Source organism: Micromonospora sp. CPCC 205561, from assembly GCF_036906775.1.
Taxonomy (GTDB): domain Bacteria; phylum Actinomycetota; class Actinomycetes; order Mycobacteriales; family Micromonosporaceae; genus Micromonospora.
In genome coordinates, this window is record NZ_JBAKHV010000015.1 from 24,763 (window position 1) to 47,855 (window position 23,093).

General features: G+C 75.6%; 22 protein-coding genes. 9 read left to right on the plus strand and 13 right to left on the minus strand.

Going from position 1 to position 23,093, the window contains the following annotated elements; translation table 11 throughout:
* Positions 1-8: 8 nt before the first annotated feature.
* Together V6V16_RS10905 and V6V16_RS10910 are read left to right on the plus strand one after the other, a co-directional pair.
* Positions 9-521, plus strand: coding sequence for a hypothetical protein (locus V6V16_RS10905; RefSeq protein ID WP_334561823.1), 513 nt, complete (start codon positions 9-11; stop codon positions 519-521).
* 55 nt (positions 522-576) lie between these two features.
* Complete coding sequence (locus V6V16_RS10910; RefSeq protein WP_334561825.1) at positions 577-2,814, plus strand: AAA family ATPase; 2,238 nt, start codon at positions 577-579, stop codon at positions 2,812-2,814.
* Positions 2,815-2,922: 108 nt separating this feature from the next.
* Here V6V16_RS10910 and V6V16_RS10915 read toward each other — a convergent pair whose 3' ends face one another.
* The 11 genes from V6V16_RS10915 to V6V16_RS10965 form a co-directional block, all read right to left on the minus strand.
* Positions 2,923-4,053 (minus strand): SRPBCC family protein, encoded by a 1,131-nt coding sequence (locus V6V16_RS10915; RefSeq protein WP_334561827.1) that lies wholly within the window; start codon positions 4,051-4,053, stop codon positions 2,923-2,925.
* 2 nt (positions 4,054-4,055) lie between these two features.
* The gene (locus V6V16_RS10920) at positions 4,056-4,649 is read right to left on the minus strand and encodes a hypothetical protein (protein ID WP_334561829.1); all 594 of its coding nucleotides are present in this window, start codon (positions 4,647-4,649) and stop codon (positions 4,056-4,058) included.
* Positions 4,650-4,912: 263 nt separating this feature from the next.
* On the minus strand, positions 4,913-5,422 hold the full coding sequence (locus tag V6V16_RS10925; protein WP_334561830.1) for a GNAT family N-acetyltransferase: 510 nt from the start codon (positions 5,420-5,422) through the stop codon (positions 4,913-4,915).
* Positions 5,423-5,608: 186 nt separating this feature from the next.
* Entirely contained in the window at positions 5,609-6,511 is a 903-nt protein-coding gene (locus V6V16_RS10930; protein ID WP_334561832.1) for a hypothetical protein, read from the minus strand.
* The gene (locus V6V16_RS10935; protein ID WP_334561834.1) at positions 6,480-7,175 is read right to left on the minus strand and encodes a DUF3618 domain-containing protein; all 696 of its coding nucleotides are present in this window, start codon (positions 7,173-7,175) and stop codon (positions 6,480-6,482) included. The genes V6V16_RS10930 and V6V16_RS10935 overlap by 32 nt, the downstream gene beginning before the upstream one ends.
* Positions 7,176-7,197: 22 nt before the next feature.
* Entirely contained in the window at positions 7,198-7,590 is a 393-nt protein-coding gene (locus V6V16_RS10940) for a phage holin family protein (protein WP_334561835.1), read from the minus strand.
* On the minus strand, positions 7,587-8,312 hold the full coding sequence (locus tag V6V16_RS10945; RefSeq protein WP_334561836.1) for a hypothetical protein: 726 nt from the start codon (positions 8,310-8,312) through the stop codon (positions 7,587-7,589). Before V6V16_RS10945 ends, V6V16_RS10940 begins: the two co-directional genes overlap by 4 nt.
* A 253-nt stretch (positions 8,313-8,565) precedes the next feature.
* The gene (locus tag V6V16_RS10950) at positions 8,566-9,057 is read right to left on the minus strand and encodes a DUF3263 domain-containing protein (protein WP_334561838.1); all 492 of its coding nucleotides are present in this window, start codon (positions 9,055-9,057) and stop codon (positions 8,566-8,568) included.
* Positions 9,058-9,345: 288 nt separating this feature from the next.
* On the minus strand, positions 9,346-10,362 hold the full coding sequence (locus tag V6V16_RS10955; RefSeq protein ID WP_334561840.1) for an ABC transporter permease subunit: 1,017 nt from the start codon (positions 10,360-10,362) through the stop codon (positions 9,346-9,348).
* A complete protein-coding gene (locus V6V16_RS10960) occupies positions 10,359-11,369 on the minus strand; it encodes an ATP-binding cassette domain-containing protein (protein ID WP_334561842.1) in 1,011 nt (336 codons plus the stop codon). Before V6V16_RS10960 ends, V6V16_RS10955 begins: the two co-directional genes overlap by 4 nt.
* A gap of 98 nt (positions 11,370-11,467) precedes the next feature.
* Positions 11,468-12,253 carry a DeoR/GlpR family DNA-binding transcription regulator gene (locus V6V16_RS10965; protein WP_334561843.1) on the minus strand — a complete coding sequence of 262 codons (786 nt, stop codon included), beginning with the start codon at positions 12,251-12,253 and terminating at the stop codon, positions 11,468-11,470.
* 195 nt (positions 12,254-12,448) lie between these two features.
* Here V6V16_RS10965 and V6V16_RS10970 point away from each other — a divergent pair, with 195 nt between their 5' ends.
* From V6V16_RS10970 to nagA, 3 genes are read left to right on the plus strand one after another with little or no spacing between them, the layout of a single operon-like run.
* Positions 12,449-13,378 carry an SIS domain-containing protein gene (locus tag V6V16_RS10970; protein ID WP_334561844.1) on the plus strand — a complete coding sequence of 310 codons (930 nt, stop codon included), beginning with the start codon at positions 12,449-12,451 and terminating at the stop codon, positions 13,376-13,378.
* Positions 13,375-14,295 carry an ROK family protein gene (locus tag V6V16_RS10975; RefSeq protein ID WP_334561846.1) on the plus strand — a complete coding sequence of 307 codons (921 nt, stop codon included), beginning with the start codon at positions 13,375-13,377 and terminating at the stop codon, positions 14,293-14,295. Before V6V16_RS10970 ends, V6V16_RS10975 begins: the two co-directional genes overlap by 4 nt.
* On the plus strand, positions 14,295-15,404 hold the full coding sequence (gene nagA, locus V6V16_RS10980; protein WP_334561848.1) for an N-acetylglucosamine-6-phosphate deacetylase: 1,110 nt from the start codon (positions 14,295-14,297) through the stop codon (positions 15,402-15,404). Before V6V16_RS10975 ends, nagA begins: the two co-directional genes overlap by 1 nt.
* 242 nt (positions 15,405-15,646) lie before the next feature.
* Here the strand turns inward: nagA and V6V16_RS10985 are convergent, their stop codons facing one another.
* On the minus strand, positions 15,647-16,855 hold the full coding sequence (locus V6V16_RS10985) for a DUF4032 domain-containing protein (protein WP_334561850.1): 1,209 nt from the start codon (positions 16,853-16,855) through the stop codon (positions 15,647-15,649).
* A gap of 124 nt (positions 16,856-16,979) precedes the next feature.
* Between V6V16_RS10985 and V6V16_RS10990 the strand changes: the two genes are divergently transcribed.
* Positions 16,980-17,747, plus strand: a complete 768-nt coding sequence (locus tag V6V16_RS10990; RefSeq protein WP_334561852.1) for a phosphatase PAP2 family protein — start codon at positions 16,980-16,982, stop codon at positions 17,745-17,747.
* 9 nt (positions 17,748-17,756) lie between these two features.
* Positions 17,757-18,995 (plus strand): APC family permease, encoded by a 1,239-nt coding sequence (locus V6V16_RS10995; protein WP_334561853.1) that lies wholly within the window; start codon positions 17,757-17,759, stop codon positions 18,993-18,995.
* Positions 18,996-19,041: 46 nt separating this feature from the next.
* Here V6V16_RS10995 and V6V16_RS11000 read toward each other — a convergent pair whose 3' ends face one another.
* Positions 19,042-20,829, minus strand: coding sequence for a potassium channel protein (locus V6V16_RS11000; RefSeq protein WP_334561854.1), 1,788 nt, complete (start codon positions 20,827-20,829; stop codon positions 19,042-19,044).
* A 111-nt stretch (positions 20,830-20,940) separates the two neighbouring features.
* Here V6V16_RS11000 and V6V16_RS11005 point away from each other — a divergent pair, with 111 nt between their 5' ends.
* Entirely contained in the window at positions 20,941-21,438 is a 498-nt protein-coding gene (locus tag V6V16_RS11005; RefSeq protein ID WP_334561855.1) for an MSMEG_6728 family protein, read from the plus strand.
* A gap of 96 nt (positions 21,439-21,534) precedes the next feature.
* Complete coding sequence (locus V6V16_RS11010; RefSeq protein WP_334561856.1) at positions 21,535-23,067, plus strand: FAD-dependent oxidoreductase; 1,533 nt, start codon at positions 21,535-21,537, stop codon at positions 23,065-23,067.
* The last annotated feature ends 26 nt before the right edge of the window (positions 23,068-23,093 follow it).

Consider the following 23,093-nt stretch of genomic DNA (forward strand, 5'->3'; position numbering starts at 1 on the left):
TGGTCGTGATGAGAGGTGGACTGGACGAGACACTGGCCCGGATGGCCCGCCGCGAGGAGGCGCTGCGGCGGCGCGCCGCCGAGACGACGGCGGGCGGGGGGACCGCCGGGCCGCCGGAGACCCCGGACGACCCGGGGCCGGGGCGCACCGAGCCCCGGGGCGAGGGGCGCAACGCCGGGCCCGGCTGGACCGACACCCGGCGCGGCACCGAGCCGCGTGACCCGGTGGCGGAGGTCGCCGAGGCCGTCCGCCGGGTGGTCGCCGGGCATCCCGGCATGGCGGTCGGCCTCCGCGTCGAGCACGACGGCGAGGCGTACCCGCTGCGGATCGGCTGGACCGACGCGGGCGTCACGGTCGAACTGGAGCCCGTCGCGCCGCCGCCGGCGTGGCCCATGTCGGGCAAGACGGTGCCGGCCTGGACGCCGGCCCGGGAGGGGTTGGCCCCCGACCCGGCAGGACGGCTGGCCGAGCTGATCCGTCGCGACCCCTCCCTGCTCGACGGGGGTGGCCCGCCCCGTTGACCGGGAAAGGCACCGGTGCCGGGCGAGGCGTGCCGGCGGCGGCTAGGGTCGGGCGGTGGCCGAACCCGACCTGACCCTGACCGCGAGCCTGCGGCCGGCGGCGCTCGACGCCCGACGGGGCATCGTCCGGCTGCACCCGGAGGTGCTCACCGCGTTGGCGCTGCGCCCCGGCGACCCGGTTCGGCTGGCGGGCCGGCGGGTGACCGCCGGCATCGTCGCGCCGGCCGAGCCGTCGACCAGCACCGCGCTGCTCTACGCCGACGACCTGATGCTGGGCAACCTCGGGGTCCGCGACGGCGGCCAGGTGACGGTGAGCCCCCTGCCGGTCACCGCGGCCGGGCGGGTGCTCCTCGCCGGCCCGGCGCAGGTCGCCGCGGTGGTCTCCCCCGAGATGCTCCGGCTGGCCCTGCTGGGCAAGGTCGTGACGACCGGCGACGACGTGTCGCTGCTGCCGCAGGACGTGCTGCCGGACGCCTCGGTACGCAGCCTGGTGGAGGCCGCCCGGCGCAGCCTCTCCAACAGCGTCGGGTACGCCTGGACCAGCACCCTGCTCACGGTCGTCGACGCCGGGCCCGGCGTCGGCGCCCTGGTCACCATGGACACCGTCGTCGGTTGGGAGCACGGCCAGATCACCCACGGCGCGGCCGGGAGCGACGGGGCGGACGCGGCCGGGAGCGACGCGACGAGGACGGCCGGGCCGGACGGGGCGGTCGGGGCGGAGGCGGAGACCGGGCCGGCCGTGGACGAGCTGCCGGGCCTGCGGGCCCAGGCCGAGGAGCTGACCGAGCTGCTCGACCTCGGCTTCCACCACCGGGAGGTGCTCGGCCGGCTGGGCACCACGATCTCGCTGGGCGTGCTGGTCGCCGGGCCGGCCGGCTCCGGCAAGGCCGCGCTGGTGCGCGCCGTCGCCGCCCGGGTCGGGGCCCGGGTCTGCCCGCTCTGGGCGCCGGAGCTGGCCGCGCTGACCAACCAGGCGGCCGCCGACCGGCTGCGCGCCGCCGCCGCCGAGGCTCGCGCGCACGGCCCGGGGGTGCTGTTGGTGACCGACGTGGAGGCCCTCGCCCCCGCCGACCGGCCGGGGCCGGTGTCCACCGTGTTCCGGCAGGTGGTCGCCGAGACCGTACTGGCGGGGGTGGCGGTCGTCTGCACCACCGGCCGGCCCGAGGCGGTCGACCCCGCGCTGCGCGCCCCCGACCTGCTGTCGCTGCGGATCAGCGTCCCGCTGCCGGACGCGGCCCTGCGCCGGGAGCAGTTGACCGTGCTGACCCGGCAGGTCCCGCTCGCCGACGACGTGCGCCTCGACGAGGTGGCCGGGCGTACCCCCGGCTTCGTCGCCGCCGACCTGGCCGCGCTGCTGCGCGAGGCCGGGGTGCGCGCGGCGCTGCGGCAGAAGTCGGCCGAGACGCCGACGGTGGCGATGGCCGACTTCACCGCCGCGCTGGAGGTGGTCCGCCCGACCACCATGGCGGCGTCCACCCTGGAGCTGGCCTCGGTGACGCTCGACGACGTGGGCGACCTGGTGGAGGTCAAGGAGACGCTGACCGAGTCGGTGCTCTGGCCGCTGACCTACCCGGACACCTTCGCCCGCCTCGGCGTGCAGCCGCCGCGCGGCGTGCTGCTCTACGGCCCGCCGGGCTGTGGCAAGACCTACCTGGTCACGGCGCTGGCCGGCTCGGGGCGGGCCAACGTGCTCTCGGTGAAGGGAGCCGAGCTGCTGTCGAAGTGGGTCGGCGAGAGCGAGCGAGCCGTGCGGGAGCTGTTCCGCCGGGCCCGCGAGGCCGCGCCCACCCTGATCTTCCTGGACGAGGTGGACGCGCTCGCCCCGGTACGCGGGCAGGCCAGCGACGGCGGCACCACCGACCGGGTGGTGGCCGCGCTGCTGACCGAGCTGGACGGGGTGGAGACGCTGCGCAACGTGGTGGTGGTCGGTGCCACCAACCGGCCGGACCTGGTGGACCCCGCGCTGCTGCGCCCGGGGCGGCTGGAACGGCTCGTCTACGTGCCGCCGCCGGACGCCCCGGCGCGGGCGGAGATCCTGCGGGCCTCGTCGCGCAACGTGCCGCTGGCGCCCGAGGTGGACCTGGCGGCGCTGGGCGCGGAGCTGGAGGGCTTCTCGGCGGCGGACTGCGCCGCGCTGGTGCGGGAGGCGGCGCTGGCCGCCATGCGGGAGTCGCTGAGCGCGTCCACGGTCAGCGTCGCGCACGTGGCGGCGGCCCGCGCCAGGGTCCGCCCGTCCCTGGACCCGGCCCAGGTCGCCTGGCTGGCCGCCTACGCCGAGAAGCGGGCCGGCTGAGCGCCGGGGCCGCCGGCGGGGCCCGCCCGGCGGCCGGTGTGCCCGCCCCGCCGGCAGGGCCCGGCCGGCCGCCGGCGGGTATACCGCCCCGCCGGGCGGCGCGGTGCGTCAGTCGCGATCCTCCCGTCGACGGCGTAGCTCGGGTCGGCGGGGCGCCTCCGGGGAGCGGCGGGGCCGGGGCTCGTCACGGGGTTGGGGGCGGCGGGCCCGCTCCGGGGCCCGGCGGCGCGGCGCGGGCCGGTCCTCCCCCGGCTCCTCCTCGTACTCGTCGTAGTCGCCGTCGTCGTCCTCGTACTCGTCCTCGGCCGGGCCGCGGCGCGGGGGAGGCCGACGGCGGCCGCGCGGCTCGCGTTCATCCCGCCCCTCCTCCCGTAGCTCGCGCTCCTCCTGCTCCTCGCGCAGCGCGGTCTCGTGGTCCCGGACCACCCGCGAGTCCTCGATCTCGCCGCGCCAGCCCCGCACCGCATCCGGGTCGAGGACGGTCTGGGTCATCACGTGCCGGACGAAGTGCTTCATCTCCAGCCGGACGCGGCGGCCCTGGGCCCGCCACAGGTTGCCGGTGTGCTCGAAGAAGCCCTGCGGGTGGTATTCCAGCACCACCAGGATCCGGGTCAGGTCCGGCGTCAGCTCGTGGAAGCTGACGGTGCCGTCGACCGAGCCCTTCTCTCCCTTCGAGCGCCAGTGGATCAACCTGTCCGGGATCTGCCGGACGATGGTGGACTCCCAGGTGCGGTGCGACCAGAAGACCTGTGCCTTCCAGGTCAGCTTCTCGTCCGACTCGGTGTCGACGCTCTCGACCTTCTTCATGAAGCTCGGGAAGTCACCGAACTCGGTCCACTGGTCGTACGCGACCCGGACCGGCACGCCGACCTCGATCGCCTCGACGATGTTCGTCACCTTGATCTTGCCGCCGCCACCGTCGCCGCCCTTGCCGCCCCTGCCGCCCCTGCCGAGTGCCGACATCACCTTCTCCTTGCCGCCGGCCAGTCCGGCCTGGACCATGGCCTTCGCGGGCGAGCCGCCCTCGGAGAGCTGACGCGCACCCGTCGCGGCGGCGATCAGACCGGGGCCGCCGCCCTGCTTGGCGTAGTCGTTGAGCCGGCCGGTCGCGGCCGTGATCCGCTCGGTCACCGCGTGCGTCGCACGCTCGCCGATCGCGCTGGCAAGGTTCCGCGCCTCGCCGACGAGCTGGCCCCGGATCCGGGCCCCGAGGCCACCGGGATTCGTCGTGTCGTTCATCGTCACCGCCCCCGCTCTCCGGCAGCGGAACCGCCGCCCGCGCCCCGGTCCGGCCGGTCGCCGCCGCCACCCGGCTGACCGCCACCGCCGTTGGGCCGGCCGCCGCCAGGTCCGCCGCCGTTGGGCCCGCCGGAGCCGCCACCGTTGGAACCGCCGCCGTTGGAACCGCCGCCGGGACCGCCACCGCCACCTTCGGACCCGCCACGTGCGGACCCGCCGCCAGGCCCTCCGCCGCCAGGCCCGCCCCCGCGCCCGCCGGGGCCGTCGCCACCCCGCCCGCCGGGGCCGCCCCGGCGACGCAGCGCGTCGGCCGAGCCGCGCAGCTTGCCGCCGAGCGCGTCGATGCCGCTGCCGGCGGCGGCCGTCGCGGCCGCCTTGGAGGCGGCGGCGAGCGGACCACCCAGGCGACCGATGTCGGCCAGGTGCGGGGACGAGTGGAGCAGCTTGCCGCCGGCCTTCAGCAGCCCGCCGGGCTCCCGGCTCGCGCGACCGGCCGCGACCGCGGCGGCCAGGGTGAGGGCCGTACGCAGCTTGCGCCGACGGCCGAGCAGATAGCCGAAACCGACCGCAAGCCCGATTCGTGCTCCGCTTCTCATCAGTTCTCCTTCGCTCCCCGGAGCGTCGGACACCGGACGGCGTTGTTCGGAGAATGGCCGCCGGGAATCAGCACGCGCCGGAACCGCAATCAGGAGTCCCGTTCGACAGGACCCGGCGGGCAGTACCCGTTGACCTGGCGAAGAAACGCGAGCGCCGCACCCACTGCCAATTCGGGGAAACGGCGGTACGCCCGGTTCCACCGTCCCGAACCGGGCGTACGAGAACGTCCCGGCTGGGACGACTCAGGGCGAAAAGAACCGCGTCACAATGCCGGCGGCGGCGAATCGAGACATATCTCGGCGTGCACCTTCGCGCCGTCCTCGCGCAATTTCGCGCCGCATTTGCGGAGGACCGACACCGCACCACGGTTGTCGGCGGTGGTCTCCGCCACGACGAGCCGCATACCGGCCGCCGCCGCCTCGTTCAGCAACTCGCGCAGGGCGGCCACGCCGATTCCCTGGCCCCGAGCGGAGCGCCCCAGCCACATCCCACTCTCGACCGTGCCCGGCTCGTCACGCAGAGTCATACGGATCATGCCGACCACCTCGCCGCCGGCCAGGATCGCGTACATGCGGGTGCCCGTCGGGCCCTCCAGCCCGGCGAAGCTGGCCCGGTGGAACTCCCGGAACGCATCGCGCCGGGCGTGCGACCAGCCCGCCGGGGCCTCCACCGGCGGCATCACGTCGCCGGGCTCCGCCTCCGCCGCCGCTACGGAGAGCAACGGCTCCAGGTTTTGCTCGTCCACCGGCTCCAACCGGACCGTTCCCGCCACGTGCCGCAGTCTGCCGCCCCCACCGGCCCAAGTCCACCCCATCGGGCTTCGACTGGCGATCCGGCGGAAGGTACCGGCCGGTCGGCCCCGCATGGTGTTCCTCCTCACGCTCCGCTGTCGGGCTCCCGGAAACGGAGGGCGGAACGCGGCGGGAGCGCCGGCGCTCCCGGACCAGTCCGGAGCGAGTCAGGGCGCCGGTGCGTCGAACTCGCAGAGCACCACCGAGGCGTCGTCCGCCGACTTGTGCCGGCGCAGCCGATCCGGATGATCGCGCTCGGCGGCGCGTACCCGGTCGATGAGCGCGCCCGGCCCCTCGGCGCACGCCGCGTCCAGCAGCCCCGCCCAGCCGAGGAGGTCGAACTGCTCCACCAGCGCCGACACGCCGTCGCTGAGCAGCGCGGCGCGCCGCACCGCGCCCGGCCCGCGCAGCGGCAGCGTCCCGGTCACCGCGTGGAACGCCGCGTCCGGGTCGGCGGCCGCCACCCAGTAGCCGTGGGTGCGGTTCATCCGCGCCCGCTGCACACCGACGGCCTGGCGGAACCGGGCGACCCGGTCGGCGGCGGGTCCCGCCGGCACGGCGGCGACCATGGCCCGCAGCTCGGCCGTGGCGGCGTCCAGCCGGTCGTCGGTGACGACGCTGACCCGGCCACCGGCGTCGAGCACCAGCGGGCTGTCGCAGAGCACCAGGTAGTCGACGTGGTCGCCGCCGTCGCGCAGCAGGCAGACCGTGCTCGACGGGGTGCCCGGATGATCCAGGTCGCACGCGTCGCCGTGGTCGCCCCGGACCGCCAGGATCGCCGCCGCCAGGTTGCTCGTCAGGGTGGCGGCCGGGCGGACCGCCTCCGCGAGCCCGAGCCGGGCCGCGAGGTGCCGGACGTACCAGGCGGGGTCGTGCACGCAGCCCGTGTCGAAGCCCTCCGGCACGGTCGCGCCGTCCAGCACGCCGACCAACGGCCCGAACCGGAAGACCAGGTCCTCGTTGCCGGGCCGGCCGGGGGGCGGCGCGGACGCGGAACTCACCCGCATGGTCCGCGCCGCCCCCACCACCCTGGTCGCCTCAGCGGCGACGGAGGTCGTCGGCGGTCTCATGCGCCTGCCCCTGCACCTGGTGCGCCGCCGACATGCCCTGCTCCCGTACGGCCGAGGCGCCCCCGGCGGCCGTGGAGCGGACGGCCTGGGCCGCCTGCTGCGCCGGCTCGCGCAGGTTGTCGCGCATCTCGTGGCCGACCTGGCTCGCCTGCTCGCGCAGGTGCCCGGCCTGCTCGCGGAGCTGGTCGGAGTGCTCGCTCACCTTGCCCCTGGCCTGCCCGGCCAGCCGTCGCTCCGGCCGGCTGGGCGGGATCAGCGACGAGACCAGCAGCCCGGCGCCGAAGGCGATCAGGCCGGCGGCGAGGGGATTTCCCCGCGCGTGCTGGCGGGACTGCTCGCCGAGCGAGCGGGCCTCGTCCCGCACCGAGGCCGCGGCGTGCGACACCTGCTCCCGGGACTGCTCCCCGAGCGCCCGCGCCGAGTCGGCCGCGTGCGACACCCGCTCTCCGGCCGCGTGGGACACCCGCTGTGCGGCGCCCTGCCCGTCCGTCTGCACGCCCATCACCTTCTCCCTGGCCCGGGTGAGCGCGCCACGAGCCTGCCCGACGCGCTCACCGGCGATCCGTCGCGGGTTGACCTTGTCGGCCAGCGCGTCGACGTCACTGCTCAACTCGTTCCGGGTGTTCTCGATCTCCCACCGAATCCGGTCCGGATCGTTGGACATGATCTTCTCCCTCCCGGCGACCTCACCGGCCTCGCACCGCGTTCGGTATCTCCTGTGCGGTCTCTCTCGTCCTGGGCAGCACCGAGCGGAGCTGCGCCTTCTCCTTGCGCGCCCTGGAGAGCAGGAAGCCCGTGACGACGGCCCAGATGACGGCCACGATCAGCGCCGCCCAGCCCTGGTCCATCACGTTGGACAGCCCCCACCACAGCGCGTACGACACGAACAGCACCGTCAGGAAGCCGGCCAGCGCGGCCCCGCCGAACATTCCGGCGAGCTTGCCGGCATGGCCCGCCTCCTCGCGCAGCTCCGCCTTGGCCAGCTCGACCTCCTTGCGGACCAGCGTGGAGAAGTCCCGGGTCACGTCGCCCAGCAGGTTCCCGACCGACTGGGTCCGCTCCCTCTCCGGGGCGCTCACGGGGCCACCCCACCCGGGATGTCCGGCCCCGGCCGGCCGGGCGGCGCGGCGTTGCGCACCCGGGCCGTCCCCGAGTACGCCCCCTCGGCCTCGTACGGTGCCTCGACCGTCCGCTCGTACGGCTGCGGCCCGCCGGGCATGGGCGCGGCGGCCGGCGGCGGGGTGGACGGCTGGCCGCCCCGCGCTCCGCCGTCCGGAGACGGCCGGACGCCGTGCGCCCCGTCGCCCGAGGCGGTCAGGTTCCGGGTGAGCCGCCCGACCAGCATGCCGGCCAGGGCCGCGCCGGCCAGGAAGGTGCCCGGGTGCCGGCGCGCGTACGCCCGCACCTCCTCGACCACCGCCCCGGGTTCGCGCTCGTCGAGCCAGCCGGCGGCCTGCTGGGCGGCGTCCGCGGCGCGGCGGACCGCCTGACCGGCCATCCCGGAGTCCTCGCTCCGCTCCGCCATCGAGCCGAGTTCGCGCCCGATGCTGCGCAGCCCCTCGGCGGCCCGCCGCTGCTGCGCATGGGCCTGGTCGCGCAACTGCGTGCCGGCCTCACCGGTCAGGTTGCGCGCCTGCCGCCGGGCTTCCGACGCCACCTGGCCGCCCTGTTCCGCGGCCGCGTGCGCGACCTGTCCGCCGGCCTGGGCCGCCTGGTGCCCGACCCGGGACGCTTCCTGCCGGGCCTGATGTGCGGTGCCGGTCGCACCTTCCGGTGGCCGGCTCGGGTTGATTCCCGTCATCGCCCGCTCCCTCCGTCGGCCCCGGGCCGCCGGTCACGGCCCGGAACGTGAACCGGCCGCGAGTCGCGGCCCGGAACGACACCCGCCTACCCGCGTGGGTCGCCGACATTCGCCCGACTCCCGGGCCGGGCGGCGGGGCCGGCCGGGCCGGTGCCGCGGGCGCCCGGCGCCCGCCCGGTCGAACGGGACCCGGCCCACGCGGGGGCGCAAGACAGCCCAGAGCGGGCCGGCGGTGCGAAAGGTGGCGGCGAGCTCAGCGGCGGCGGTTGCGGGCCCGCGACGACCGCAGCCGGCGCAGCCGGCCGACCAGCACCGGCTCGGCGGCCAGGGCCGCCGGGTTGTCGAGCAACGCGTTGAGCAGTTGGTAGTAGCGGGTGGCGGAGAGCCCGAAGGTGTCCCGGATGGCCTGTTCCTTGGCGCCCGCGTGCCGCCACCACTGCTGCTCGAAGGCGAGGATGCCCAGCTCCCGCTCGGTCAGCCCGCTCTCCGGCCGGGTGCCCGCCGCGGCCGGTGGCGCCGTTTCGGCGACCGGTTCCGTCGCCGGACGAGGCTGCGGGACGGCCGGCGCCGCGGCGTCGGGACCGGTGCGCGGCTGGGGGACGACCCCCGCCTCCCGCACGTCGTCGGCCGTACCCGAACCGCCCGACTGCCCCGCCCCGCCCCGCTGGCCCGGCGCGCCCGACTGGCCCGTACCGTCCGCCGTCGGCGGCTCGGTGGCGGCCGGGGCGGCGTCGGCGGGCTGCATGGCGCTCCTCGTGGGGCTGGTGGGGCGGCACGGCAGGACACCGGCCCGGGGGGACACCAGCCTAACCAGGGCCGACCCGGTCCGCATCGGGCGAGCGTGCCGGAACGTGACCGCTCCGGTTCACCCCGTGCCCGCGCCCCGGCGGCCACCCGCGTCGCCGCCCCGGAGGGCCGTCGCGTCGCCCGGACCCCGGTCGGCAGGCCCCGGCCCGGGACCGGCCCCGGGGGACCGGCTCCCGTGCGGCGGTGCGACCGGAGGCCGGGGAGAGCCGCCGGTCGCACCGCCCGGTCAGGAGATGTCCCGCCGGCGCATCGCCCAGAGGGCCGCGCCGAGGATCACCGTGAACCCGACCGCGAGCAGCAGCGACGACTGCTGCCAGGTGATTTCCAGGGTGTCCGGCTTGCACTCCCCGAAGTAGGTGGCCTGGCAGGCGTTCCAGTCCTCCAGCGTCACCTTCTTCTGCATCCACGCGACGGCGTACGTGGGCAGCAGCCACGCCTCGGCGAAGCGCACGCCGGCCATGGCCAGCAGGACGCCGAGGCCGAACTGGCCGACGACCATCAGGGCGATCACCCCGCCCAGGGCCATCGCGGTGTGCCGCCCCAGCGACGCCAGCGCGAACCCGATGGTCGCGGTGACCACGGCGAGCACCAGCCCGCGCAGCCCGGTGAGGGCGAAGGACTGCCAGGCCCCCGAGGTCATCTTCGCCGTGCTGCCGCGCAGGCTGGCGACCAGCCAGAAGCTGCCGAACCAGAGCGCCGTCGTGGGCACCGCCAGGGCCACCAGGCCGGTGAGCAGCGCCGCCAGCTTCGTCAGCAGTACGGTCAACCGCCTCGGCCGCCAGAGCAGCAGGTTCATCATGCCGCCGGTGTTCCACTCCGCCCCGACGAAGGAGGCGCCGACCACGAACCCGACCAGCGCGAGGATGGCGGCGAGCGGCAGCAGCGTGTCGCCGAAGTTCTCCCGGAAGTCGAAGGTGGAGGGCAGGAACCACCGCGCCTCGATCGCCTCGCGCGGCGGCGGCTGGATCGTCGCGCAGTCCTCCGGGAAGCCGTCGCTCTGCCCCGTGCCGGCTGCCTTCGCCCGCTCGCACTCCGCGCGGTACCGCTCGTTCTGCCGGACGTCCTGCTGCCACTGCTGCTCGGCGGCGCGCTCGGCCTTGGCCAGCGCGGCGGCGTCGATCTTCTCGTTGGTGAAGAAGACCCCGATCACCACCATCGCGAGCACCAGCAGGCCCAGCAGGCTCATCCAGCGGGTGAAGCGCCGCTTGGCGAGCCGGCGCAGCTCCGTACGGTAGAGGCTCACGCGCCCCACCCTCCTCCGGCGGTGCCGGGCTGTCCCGCCCCGCCGACCTTCGTGGACTGGTCGACCTGCCGGTGCTGGCCGGGTACCGGCGCGGTGGCGGTCAATTCGAGGAAGACGCTCTCCAGGTCGACGGCGACCGGGGCGAGCTCGCTCACGTAGAGGCCCTGCTCGGCGAGGAGCCGGGTCACCGTGGCCGGCTTGTCGACCCCGGCGAGCATCAGGTGGTCGGCGTGACCGTCCACCCGGAGCCCGGCGCGGGTCAGCGCCTCGGCGGCGACCGGCAGGTCGGCGACCGCCTCCAGCCGCACCCGGAGCGCGCCGGAGGAGTGCTGCGCGAGCACCTGCTCGACCGGGCCGTGGGCCACCCGCCGGCCCAGCGAGATGATGGTGACCGAGTCGCAGATCAGCTGGATCTCGCCGAGGATGTGGCTGGAGAGCACCACGGTCATCCCGGACTCGGCGAGCCCGCGGGTCAGCGTGCGCATCTCCCGGATGCCGCCCGGGTCGAGGCCGTTGGCCGGCTCGTCCAGGATCAGCAGCTTCGGGTTCTTCAGCAGCGCCGAGGCGACCGCGAGCCGCTGCTTCATGCCGAGCGAGTAGGTCTTGACCCGCTCGCCGGCACGGTCGCGCAGCCCCACCAGTTCGAGCACCTCGTCGACCCGCTGCCGGGGCACGTCGCCGGCTCCGGCCAGCAGGGAGAGGGTGTCGCGCGCGGTGAAGTGCGGGAAGAACTGCGGGCTCTCCACGATGGCGCCGACCTGGCCGGCGACGGCGGGCAGCGCGGCGGGCAGCTCGTGTCCGAGGATCGCCATCCGGCCGGCGTTGGGCCGGATCAGGCCGAGCAGCGTACGCAGCGTGGTCGTCTTGCCCGACCCGTTGGGGCCGAGGAAGCCGTGCACCTGCCCCTCCTCGACCCGCATGTCGAAACCGTCCAGCGCGTTGCGAGTGCCGCGCCGGCGGCTCTTGTACGTCTTGCGGAGACCTTCGATCTCCAGGACAGCTGGCAAGCTGCACCTCCCCCGATGGGTGTATGACAGGCGACACCATACGCGGTATGCAGTGCCGCGCAATACCCGGTATGCACGACGCGCCGATCGATGGCGGGTCAGGCGCAGACGACGGTGACGCCGGCGGCGCGGAACGCCTCCACCACCTCGGGATTCGCGCCGGAGTCGGTCACCAGCGTCTCCACCCGGTCCACCGGGCAGATCCGGGCGAAGGCGTGGCCACCCAACTTGGACGAGTCCGCGATGATCACCACCCGCTTCGCCCGGGCCACCATGAGGTTGTTCATCGCGGCCTCACCCTCGTGGTGCGCGGCGGCGCCGAGCTGCGGGTCGATGGCGTCCACGCCGAGCAGCGCGACGTCGAGGGTGACCTCCCGCAGCAGCGCCCCGCCCAGCGGGCCGACCAGCTCGAACGACTTCGGGCGGACCACGCCGCCGGCCACCACGACCTTCATCCGCGAGCGGACCAGCAGCTCGTTGGCGATGTTGAGCGCGTTGGTGACCACGGTCAGCTGGGCGCCCTCGGCGCTGGTGTTGAGGTCGGGCCGGACGGCGAGGGCCCGGGCCACCTCCGTGCTGGTGGTGCCGCCGTTGAGGCCCACCACGGTGCCGGGCGAGACCAGCGCCGCGGCGGCGGCGCCGATCCGCTGCTTCTCCGCCGAGTGCTTGGCGGTCTTGTAGCGCAGCGGCAGGTCGTAGGAGACGCCGTTGGCGACCGCCCCGCCCCGGGTCCGGGTGATCATCTGCTGCTGGGCGAGCTGGTCGAAGTCGCGCCGGATGGTGGCCTGGGAGACGTCCAACCGCTCGGCGGCCTCCTCGACGCTCACCCGACCACTGTCGGTCAGCATCTCGAGCAGGGCGTTCCATCTGGCGTACCGGTCCACCCCGGGCCCTCCAGCTACTGCACGGTCGGTGATTGATTGCGTGCACAGTAGTGCGCGAAACTACGAGGGCGCAAAACCATGGCGTGCGCGATCCCCGAGCCGGTTGCCACAGCCAGCCGCTTTCGCGCAGAATAACGCGCGAAAGGCGGCCCTAACGAGCCGTATTGCGCACCGCTCCCCTGCGTAGGAGTTCTCATGTCGTACGTCGACGCCGAGATCGCGAGCCAGCCCGACTGCTGGCGGGAGGCGGCGCGACTCGCCGCCTCGGCGACCGCCCATCTGCCCCGCCCCGGCGAGCGGGTCGCCGTCGTGGGGTGCGGCACGTCGTGGTTCATGGCGATGGCGTACGCGGCCCGCCGCGAACACCTCGGCCAGGGCGAGACCGACGCCTTCCAGGCCTCCGAGTTCCCCACCGGGCGGCGCTACGACCGGCTCGTCGCGATCACCCGCTCCGGCACCACCACCGAGGTGACCGAGCTGCTCGCCGCCCTGCGCGGGCGGGTGCCGACCACCGTCCTCGTCGGCGACCCCGACTCCCCCGCCGTCGCGCTGGCCGACGCGGCGGTGCCCCTCGCCTTCGCCGACGAGCGCTCGGTGGTGCAGACCCGCTTCGCGACCACCGCCCTGGCCCTGCTCCGCGCCCACCTCGGCGACAACATCGACGCGCTGGCCGCCGACGCCGAGGTGGCCGTGCGCGCCCCGCTGCCGATCGACCCGACCCGGATCGAGCAGGTCACCTTCCTCGGTCGCGGCTGGACGGTCGGGCTGGCGCAGGAGGCCGCGCTGAAGTGCCGCGAGGCGGCCACCTTCTGGGCCGAGGCGTACCCGGCGATGGACTACCGGCACGGGCCGATCTCCGTCGCCGCGCCCGGTCGGCTGGTCTGGGCGTTCGGTGAGCTGCCCGACGGGCTGGCGGAGGACGTGGCGGCGACGGGGGCCGCGTTCGTGCACAGCCGCACCCACGGCTGCCGCACCGTGCTCGCCAGCTGGGCGGCGGGGCGCACGCCGGTCGACCCGATGGCGGACCTGATCCTGGCGCAGCGCTTCGCCGTCGCGCTCGCCACCAGCCGGGGCCTCGACCCCGACGCGCCCCGACACCTGAGCCGTTCCGTGGTACTCGCGTGAGCGCAGCCGAGGTCGTCGTCGCGCTGGACGTCGGCGGCACCGGGATGAAGTGCGCCCTGGTCGGGGCGGACGGCGCCGTGCGGCGCGCCGAGCGGCACCCCACCGGGGCCGGGCGCGGCCCGGACGCCGTGGTCGACACCGTCCTGCGGGTCGCCGAGGGACTCGCCGCAGTGGCCCGCGCCGACGGGCTCGACCCGGTCGCGGTCGGCATCGCCGTGCCCGGGGTGATCGACGAGGCACGCGGCGTCGCCGTCTGGTCGGCGAACGTGGGCTTCCGGGACGTACCGCTGCGGGACCTGGCGCGGGAGCGGCTCGGGCTGCCGGCGACGCTCGGCCACGACGTGCGCGCCGGCGGCCTGGCCGAGGCCCGGCTCGGCGCCGGCCGCGACGCCGAGGAGGTGCTCTTCGTCGCCATCGGCACCGGGATCGCCGCGGCGCACGTGGTCGGTGGCACCGCCGCGACCGGCGCGCACGGCGCCGCCGGCGAGATCGGCCACATCCTGGTACGCCCCGGCGGGCCGCGCTGCGGTTGCGGCCGCCCCGGGTGCCTGGAGGCGGTCTCCTCCGCCTCCGCCATCGGCCGGCGCTACTCGGAGCTGGCCGGCGTCACGGCGACCGCCGCCGAGGTGGCCGAGCGGGCGGCGACCGGCGAGCCGCTGGCGGTGGACGTCTGGCGGGAGGCCGTCGAGGCGCTCGCCGACGGGCTGGCCACCGGCCAGTCCCTCTTCGACGTGCAGACCGTTGTGCTCGGTGGCGGGCTGGCCCGGGCCGGCGCGCTGCTGTTCGACCCGCTGCGGAGCGCGCTGCACGAGCGGATGACGTTCCACCGGGAGCCGCGCCTGGTCGCGGCGGCCCTCGGCGACGAGGCCGGGTGCCTCGGCGCCGCCCTGCTGGCCCTCGACAAACTGGAGAAGTGATGGCCCACCGGGTGAACGGCAAGGTGGTGACCCCGACCGGTGTGATCCGGCAGGGCTGCGTGGAGGTGGACGGGGACCGGATCACAGCGGTGGCCGAGTATCCGTCGGTACGCGACGGACACTGGATCGTGCCCGGCTTCGTCGACATGCACACCCACGGCGGTGGTGGGCACACCTTCACCACCGGCGACGCCGGGCAGGCCCGGCAGGCCGCCGACTTCCACCTGCGGCACGGCACCACCACCCTGCTCGCCAGCCTGGTCAGCTCGCCGTTCGACCTGATGCGCGCGGCCACCGAGGCGTTCGCGCCGCTGGTCACCGAGGGGGTGCTGGCCGGGATCCACTTCGAGGGCCCCTACCTCTCCTCCGCCCGCTGCGGCGCACAGAACCCCGAGTACCTCCGCGACCCTTCGGCGGACGAGCTGACCGAGCTGATCGAGCTGGGCGGCGGGGCGGTGCGGATGGTCACCCTCGCCCCCGAGCGGGACGGCGCGCTGGAGGCGATCAAGCTGCTCACCGCGCACCGGGTGGTGGCCGCGGTCGGCCACACCGACGCCACGTACGACGAGACCCGCGCCGCCGTCGCGGCGGGCGCGAGCGTCGGCACCCACCTGTTCAACGGGATGCGACCGGTGCACCACCGCGAGCCCGGCCCGGTGGTGGCCCTGCTGGACGCCCCGAACGTCGTCTGCGAGCTGGTCGCCGACGGCGTGCACCTGCACGGCGGGACGCTGGCCTTCGCCACGTCGACGGCGGGCCCCGAGCGATCGGCCCTGATCACCGACGCGATGGCCGCCGCCGGTATGCCCGACGGCGAGTACGACCTCGGCGGCCAGGCCGTCACGGTCGCGGACGGCGTGGCGCGGCTGGCCCGCGACGGCGCGATCGCGGGCAGCACGCTGACCATGGACGCCGCGCTGCGGCACGCGGTCGACGCCGGGATCCCCGTCGCGGACGCCGTCCGGATGGCGGCCACCACGCCGGCGCGCGCCATCGGCCTCGGCGACCGGCTGGGCGCGCTCCAGGTCGGGCTGCGGGCCGACCTGGTGGTGCTCGACGACGACCTCGACGTGGTCCGGGTGATGCGCGGAGGCTCCTGGGTGGAGTGACCGGCGGCCGGACCGGCGCTCCTGCCGCACCTGCCCGGCGGTCCTGCCGCTGGTGGTCCTGCCGCCGGGCAGGGCCGACGCCCCTGCCGCACCTGGCCCCTGTCGCGCCAGCGCTGTCGAGCTGAGTCGTTTGCGACATCAGCCGCCCTCGTCCGTCTGAGTCGTCTACGACATCAGCTCGAAAGGGCCGCGAGACCCCACCACCCGAGGAGGAGCGCCGGCTGGGCGTCGGGCCTCGTGCGTCAGGCGGTGGGGACCTCCACGCCGAGCACGGCCTGCTCGTCGGGACGGTGCACCAGCACGTCGGAGAGGAACGACTGCACGGCCGGGGCCATCCCGACGTCCCGGCCGGCCCGCTCGGAGAGCAGCCACTTGTGCTCGATGATCTGCGCGAAGAGCTCCTGCGGCTCCAGCTTGCGGCGCAGGTGCGCGGGCACGGCCCGGACCACCGGCTCGAAGACCTCGGTGAGCCAGCGGTGCGCGGCCTGCTGCTCGTCGGTCAGGTCGCTCTCGGCCCGGTAGGCGTCGAGGTCGTTGAGCAGCCGGCGGGCCTGGTTCTCCTCGGCGTCCAGGCCGGTCAGGCGCAGCAGCCGCCGGGTGTGGTAGCCGGCGTCGACCACCTTCGGCCGGATCAGGTAACGCCCGTTGTCGATCGTGGACATGGCCACCTCGGCGACGTCGAAGCCCAGCTCGTTGAGGCGGCGGATCCGCCCCTCGATGTCGTGCCGGGCCTCCCGCTCGACCTGCTGCTCGTAGGTGATCTCGTGCCACAGCCGCTCGTAGCGCTGCACGACCTCCTCGCAGACCACCTCCGGGTCGATCGACTCGTGCAGCAGCCCGGCGGCCTGGAGGTCCAGCGCCTCGCCGAAGATGTTGACCCGGGCGATCTCCAGGTCCTCGCCGCGCTGCCCGTTGGAGAGCGAGTGGTGCAGCGCCCCGGTCTCGGCGTCCACCAGGTAGGCGGCGAACGCCCCGGCGTCCCGGCGGAAGAGCGTGTTCGACAGCGAGCAGTCGCCCCAGAAGAAGCCGGTCAGGTGCATCCGGACGATGAGGGCGGCCAACGCGTCGAGCAGCCGGCCCATCGTCTCCGGGCGCAGCGTGTGCGAGAAGAGCGCCCGGTAGGGCAGCGAGAACTGGAGGTGCCGGGTGATCAGCACCGGGTCGAGCGGCTCCCCGTCGTCGCTCTGCCGGTCGGCGACGATCGCCACCGCCTCCACCGACGGGAAGCCCATCCGTTCCAGTGCGCGCAGCAGGTCGTACTCCCGCTCGGCGACCCGCTCGCCGGTTTCCTTGACCGCGTAGACGTAGCCGCCGAGGCGGACGAAGCGGACGACGTGCCGGGAGATGCCCTGGGGCAGCGCCACCAGGTGCTCCGCGGGCCACTCCTCCAGCGGGGTCGACCAGGGGAGGTCGAGCAGCGCCGGGTCGACGAGGGCCGAGGTGATCCGCACGGGACAAGTCTGACGGGTTCCCCCCGCCGAGCGCCTCCCTTCGTGGCTCGGCACACAGCCCGGCCCCGGCCCCGGCCCCGGCCCGTCCCGGCCGGGCGCCGGACGGGGCCGGTAGCGTGACGGGGTGCGGGAGACCACGGCGGTACGGGGAAAGGTCCAGCTCCGGCCGGTCCGGCCGGCCGGCTGGTGGTTCGACGCGCTGCTGCTCACCGCCCTCGTCGGGCTGACCGTGGCGCTCGCCGGCGAGCGGCTCTTCGGGATCGACCGGGCGATCGCCGACTGGTCGCAGTCGCACCGGCCGACGGCCGCGCACTGGATCGCGGTGGTCCTCAACCACCTCGGCCAGGGCACCCCGCTGACGTTGCTCGCCCTGGCGCTCGGGGTGCTGCTCGCGGTGCGGCTGAGATCCGTGCGCCCGGTGCTGCCGCCCGTGCTCGCCTTCGTGCTCAGCTATCTGACCATCGGCCCGCTCAAGGTGTGGACCGCCCGGCCCGCGCCCAGCGCCAGCGTCAAGGAACCCTTCCTCCCCGTCGAGCGGACCCTGCCGTTGTTCCAGGACGAGCTGCCGCTGCGCTTCGCCCAGTCCTACCCCTCCGGCCACGTCGCGAACGCGATCCTCTGGTACGGCGTCATCGCGCTGCTGCTCGTCCCGCTGCTGCGCACGTACGGCCGCGCCGTGCCGCCCCGGCTGGTCACCGTGGTGCGGGTGGTGCCGCCGGTCGTGGTGCTCTGCACCACCACCTACCTGGGCTGGCACTGGCTGACCGACTCGGTCGCCGGGCTGCTGCTCGGGCTCCTGCTCGACCGGCTGCTGCACCGTGTCCCGTGGGACGCGCTGCCGTTGCCGGGGGCGCCGCGGGACTGGAACCGTCCGTTCATCTCCGCCCCCTAGGGTTCCGGCGTGGATCGACTGGCGCGCCGGCTGGGCGTGGCGGACGCGGTGGTCATCGGCCTGGGGTCGATGCTCGGCGCGGGCGTCTTCGTGGTCTTCGCTCCCGCCGCGGCGGCGGCCGGCGGGGCCGGGCTGCTGGCGGCCCTGGTGCTGGCGGGCCTCGTCGCCTTCTGCAACGCGACCAGCTCGGCCCGGCTCGCGGCCCGCCACCCGGAGTCCGGCGGCACCTACGTGTACGGGCGGGAGCGGCTCGGGCCGTTCGCCGGGTTCCTGGCCGGCTGGGGTTTCGTGGCGGGCAAGACGGCGAGCTGCGCGGCGATGGCGCTGACCGTCGGGGCGTACCTCTGGCCGGGGCAGGCCCGGCTCGTCGCCGTCGGCGCGGTGCTGGCGGTGACCGCCGTGAACCTGCGTGGCATCGCCAGGACCGCGACCGCGACGAAGGTGCTGGTCGGCGTGGTGCTGGCGGTGCTGGCCCTGGTCGCGGTGGCCGGCGCCTTCGGCGGCGACGTCTCGCTCGGCCGGCTCGGCGACCTCGACGGCGGCGGGCGGGGGGTGCTCACCGCCGCCGGGCTGCTCTTCTTCGCCTTCGCGGGGTACGCCCGGATCGCCACCCTCGGCGAGGAGGTGCGCGACCCGGAGCGGACCATCCCCCGGGCGGTCCCGCTGGCCCTCGGCGTGGTGCTGGCGGTCTACCTGGTGCTGGCCGTGGTGACGGTCGGCGTGCTCGGCGCCGACCGGCTGGCCGGTTCCGCCGCGCCCCTGGCCGACGTGGTGACCGCCGCCGGGCTGCCCGGCCTGGCCTGGCTGGTGCGGGCCGGGGCGACGGTGGCGGTCGCGGGGGTGCTGCTCTCCCTGCTAGCCGGGGTGGGGCGCACCGCGCTGGCGATGGCCCGCCGCCGCGACCTGCCGGCGGCGCTGGCCGCCGTCCACCCCGTGCACCGGGTGCCGCACCGCGCGGAGCTGGCCGTGGCCGCCGTGGTGGTGGCGATCGTGCTGCTGGGCGACGTCCGCGACGCGATCGGCTTCTCCAGCTGCACCGTGCTGGTCTACTACGCGATCACCAACGCCGCCGCGCTGACGCTGGGCCGGGACCCGGGCCGGCGGCTGCCCGTGCGGGCGCTGGCCGCGCTGGGGCTGGCCGGCTGCCTGCTGCTCGCGGTGAGCCTGCCGCCGGCCAGCGTGTTCGCCGGCACCGCCGTGCTCGCCGCCGGCGCCCTCTGGTACGCCCTTCGCCCCCGCCGGGCCTGACGCCGCTCCGCCCCGCGGCGGGCGGGCGCCGGCGCGGCGGCGGCCGTCACTCCTGCGGCTGCCGGGGCGCGGGCGCGACCGGATCCTCCGGCGGGGGCGGCGCGGCCTCGCGGATCAGGGCGTTCAGCCCCGCCCGGCGGGCCACCACCGTCAACCGGTCGCCCGCGACGATCACCAGCCGCGGGTCGGGCGCCCAGTCGCGGCGCTGGCCGGCCCGGGCGTGCGCCAGCAGGCGTACGCTCTCGGCCCGCCCGACGGCGGCGAGCGGCCGCCCGTCCAGCGACGACCCGGCGGCGACGGGGACCTCGGTGACCAGCAGCGCGTGCCGGCCGACCGGGATGGTGGCGATCACCGCGCGGTCCAGCAGCGCGGCGGCGAACGACGGCGCGGCGAGGTAGGAAACGCTGCGCGAGACGCCGATGCCGAACGCCTGCTGGATGCGCTCGGCGAAGTGCCCGTCGAAGAGGCGCAGCACCACCTGTAGCTCGGGGTTGACGGCCCGGCCGTTGAGCGCCGCCTGGAGGTTGGTCTCGTCGTCGGTGGAGACCACCACCAGCGCCTGGCAGCCGCCCACGGACGCCGACTGGAGGGTCTCCTCCAGCGCGGCGTCACCCACGATCAGCGGCACGCCCAGGCGCCGGGCCAGCGCCCCACCGCGCGGCTCGGGCACCTTGTCGATCGCCACCACCTCGACGCCGAAGTCGCAGAGCTGGGCCATCACCCGGGTGCCGACGTTGCCCAGCCCGACCACCACCACGTGTCCGGACCGCTCGGGCTGGATGCGCCCGGAGTGCAGGGCCAGGCGGGCGTTGACGATGCCGTCCACCACGACGGCGGTGATCAGCGGGATCAGCGCCAGCCCGGCCAGGTTGAGCACCACCTGCATGATCTGCTGGGCGATCGGCTTGTTCGCATCCGGATCCTGCCCGCTCAGGGTCGTCACGAGCGTCAGGTAGAGCGAGTCGCCCCAGTTGGCGTTCGTGGCGCGACCATTGAGCCAGCCGAGCACCCCGATCACCACCAGCAGCACGATCACCGCGACGCCGATCTTGCGCGTGGCGAAGCTGCGTACCGCGCGCAGCAGCACCGTCAGTGGGCGGCGGCGCCGGCGGGCCCGTCTCAGCCGGCGGGCGGCCAGCTCCGTGCCGGGCGGCGTCCCGGTCGCCTCGGCGATGACCAGGTCGGCCGCGCGCTCGTCGGCGGGCAGCAGCCGGACCTGCCGCGGGTCGCGGGTGTCGGCCACCCCGCAGACCACGTCGGTCGGGCGTACGTCGTCGCGGCGGGCCACGTAGAGGGTGCGCCCGCCGTGCCGGAAGTGGGTGGGGGCGACCTCACCGAGCGCGGCGGCCACGAAGGCGGGGGCGGCCATGGAGGCGTCGGAGAGCACCGCCGAGTCGGGGAAGATCTGCCGCACCCCGTTGGCGAGCCCGGTGTTGAACATCCGCACCACCAGGCGCAGCCGGGGCTCGACCTCCTGCGCGCAGAGCGCGGCGTGCATGTTGCCGACGTCGTCCTGGTGCAGCAGGGCCAGCCCGTCGGCGCCGGCCAGCCCGGCCCGGCGGAAGGTGACCTCGTCGAGCCGGTCGGCGCGGACCACCTCGACGCCCTGGAGGTCACGCCCGTCGGGCTCGTCCGAGCGCGGTCGTTCGGGCACGACCAGGGTGATCCGTACCCGGTCGGCCTGGAACTCGGTGGCGAGCAGCGCCCGCACCACCCAGTAGGCGAGCGCGTCGCGGCCACAGACCACGTAGTGCGCCCGCGCGTCCCCGTTGGCCCGCAGCCGCCGGCCGGCACGGCGCGCACGATCCAGCAGGGGTTCCGCCATGCGCCGCATCGTAGCCAGCCGGTCGCGCCGCGCGCAGTCCAGTGATCATGGAACTGGCCGTCCGGCATGTCCCGGCACGCCGGGCGGGTTTCCCGGCCGGCTGACGGGTAGACCGGCGGCATGCAGACGTTCCTGCCGTACCCGGACTTCCTGGCCAGCGCCCGGACGCTGGACCAGAAGCGGCTGGGCAAGCAGCGGGTGGAGGCCATCCAGGTGCTGCGCGGGCTGACCTGGCCCACGTACGGCTGGCGCAACCACCCGGCGGTGAAGATGTGGGCCGGGTACGAGGAGGCCCTCACCCGGTACGGGCTGGACGTCTGCGCGGTCTGGTGCGAGCCCGGCCGGGCCGACACCTGCGCGGCCACGATGACCACCGACCTCGCCGCCGCCTGCGGCCTGACCGGCGTGCGCACCCAGCGGGAGCTGGCCGAGGCCGGGGAGCTGCCGCCCTGGCTGGGCCGCGACGACCTGCACCGGAGCCACCGCTCGTCGCTGCTGCGCAAGGACCCCGGGCACTACGGGCCGCTCTTCGGCGACGACGTCCCGCCCGACCTGGAGTACGTCTGGCCCGCCTCCGACCGGCAGCGGCGCTGCCTGCCGCCCCCGACGCCGGAGTGAGGAGGGGCGCGCCGGGAGGACGCCCGCGCGGCGGAGAAGGGGCCGCCGAGCGGCTGAGGGGGGCAGACTGGAGGCCCACCCGGCGGAAAGGTGCACATGGCGCTGTCGAAAGTGGTTGGTCGCCTCATCGGCGTACGCGAGCACGAGGTGGACCCGGGCGGTGGCGGCGCCCCCCGCGTGCCGGGCCCGGTCGAGGCGGTGGTTGTCGGCGGCGGGATCGCCGGCATGTCGGCGGCGGTGGTGCTGGCGGAGCGCGGGGTGACGGTGACCGTGTTGGAGGCCGCGCCGACGCTCGGCGGCCGGCTCGGGGCGTGGCCGGAGACGCTCGCCGACGGCACCCGGCAGCTGAACGAGCACGGCTTCCACGCGTTCTTCCGGCAGTACTACAACTGGCGGTCGATCCTGCGCCGCGTCGACCCGGGGCTGGGCTTCCTCAAGCCGGTTCCGGGCTATCCGATCCTGAGCGGGCAGTGGCCGACCGAGGAGTTCGGCCGGCTGCCGCCCGCGCCGCCGATGAACCTGCTGGCGCTGCTGCTGCGCAGCCCCAGCCTGCGCCTGGGCGACCTGCGCGGGATGGACCGGGAGGCGGCGCTGCCGCTGCTAACCTACGACCCGGGGCGCACCTACGCCGAGTTCGACGACACCACCGCCGACGCGCTGCTCACCTCGCTGCGGCTGCCCGACCGGGCCCGCGCGATGCTCTTCGAGGTCTTCTCCCACTCGTTCTTCAACCACGAGGCGGAGATGTCGGCGGCGGAGATGATCGCGCAGTTCCACTTCTACCTGCTCGGCAATCCGGAGGGGCTGGCCTTCGACTGCCCCGACGAGGACTACGCGACGGCGATCTGGGAGCCGCTGGCCCGGCACGTCGAGAAGCACGGCGGCCGGTTGGTCACGGACGCCGCCGCCACCGGGGTGGGCCGCGACGGCGCCGGCTGGCGGGTGGCGACCGCCGACGGCACGTCGTACCCGGCCGGGCACGTGGTGCTCGCCGTCGACCCGCCCGCCCTGGCCGCGCTGGTCGCCGCCTCGCCCGGCCTGGCCGACCACGCGCCCCGGCTGGCGGCGCGGATGCCCGCGTTCGGCCGGCCCGGCCCGCCGTACGCGGTGGCGCGCTACTGGTGCGACGGGGACGTGGCCGCCGACCGGGCGGTCTTCAGCGGGGTGTCCCGGCAGCCCACGCTGGACTCGGTGACCCTCTACCACCGGCTGGAGAACGAGTCCCGCCGCTGGGCCGGGCGCACCGGCGGCTCGGTCGTGGAGCTGCACGCGTACGCCTGCGAGGCGGACGTGCCGGCCGAGGAGCTGGCCGAGCGGATGCGGGCCGAGCTGACCGCGCTCTGGCCGGAGGCGGCCCGGCTGCGGGTCCGCGAGCTGCGCGCCCGGGTGGAGGCGCGGGCGCCGGCCTTCACGCCCGGCAGCCACGCCTGGCGGCCCGGGGTGCGTACGGACGCCGACGGGCTCCATCTGGCCGGCGACGGCATCCGGACGGACTTCCCGAGCGCGCTGATGGAGCGGTCGGCGGCCACCGGGATCATCGCGGCCAACCACATTCTGCGGGCCGAGGGCGGCGCGGCCGAGCCGGTCCGCTCGATCCGGCCTCGGGGGCTACTCGCCGGGAGAGGTTGAGCAAACGGGCAAATGGTGCCTACGGT

Excerpts from the sequence above, each read along its gene's own strand:
- V6V16_RS10905 (WP_334561823.1), top strand. The coding sequence starts at position 9 with ATGAGAGGTGGACTGGACGAGACACTGGCCCGGATGGCCCGCCGCGAG.
- V6V16_RS10915 (WP_334561827.1), bottom strand. The coding sequence starts at position 4,053 with ATGAACGACACGACGAATCCCGGTGGCCTCGGGGCCCGGATCCGGGGC.
- V6V16_RS10920 (WP_334561829.1), bottom strand. The coding sequence starts at position 4,649 with ATGAGAAGCGGAGCACGAATCGGGCTTGCGGTCGGTTTCGGCTATCTG.
- V6V16_RS10930 (WP_334561832.1), bottom strand. The coding sequence starts at position 6,511 with ATGAGACCGCCGACGACCTCCGTCGCCGCTGAGGCGACCAGGGTGGTG.
- V6V16_RS10935 (WP_334561834.1), bottom strand. The coding sequence starts at position 7,175 with ATGTCCAACGATCCGGACCGGATTCGGTGGGAGATCGAGAACACCCGG.
- V6V16_RS10945 (WP_334561836.1), bottom strand. The coding sequence starts at position 8,312 with ATGACGGGAATCAACCCGAGCCGGCCACCGGAAGGTGCGACCGGCACC.
- V6V16_RS10950 (WP_334561838.1), bottom strand. The coding sequence starts at position 9,057 with ATGCAGCCCGCCGACGCCGCCCCGGCCGCCACCGAGCCGCCGACGGCG.
- V6V16_RS10970 (WP_334561844.1), top strand. The coding sequence starts at position 12,449 with ATGTCGTACGTCGACGCCGAGATCGCGAGCCAGCCCGACTGCTGGCGG.
- nagA (WP_334561848.1), top strand. The coding sequence starts at position 14,295 with ATGGCCCACCGGGTGAACGGCAAGGTGGTGACCCCGACCGGTGTGATC.
- V6V16_RS11000 (WP_334561854.1), bottom strand. The coding sequence starts at position 20,829 with ATGCGGCGCATGGCGGAACCCCTGCTGGATCGTGCGCGCCGTGCCGGC.
- V6V16_RS11005 (WP_334561855.1), top strand. The coding sequence starts at position 20,941 with ATGCAGACGTTCCTGCCGTACCCGGACTTCCTGGCCAGCGCCCGGACG.
- V6V16_RS11010 (WP_334561856.1), top strand. The coding sequence starts at position 21,535 with ATGGCGCTGTCGAAAGTGGTTGGTCGCCTCATCGGCGTACGCGAGCAC.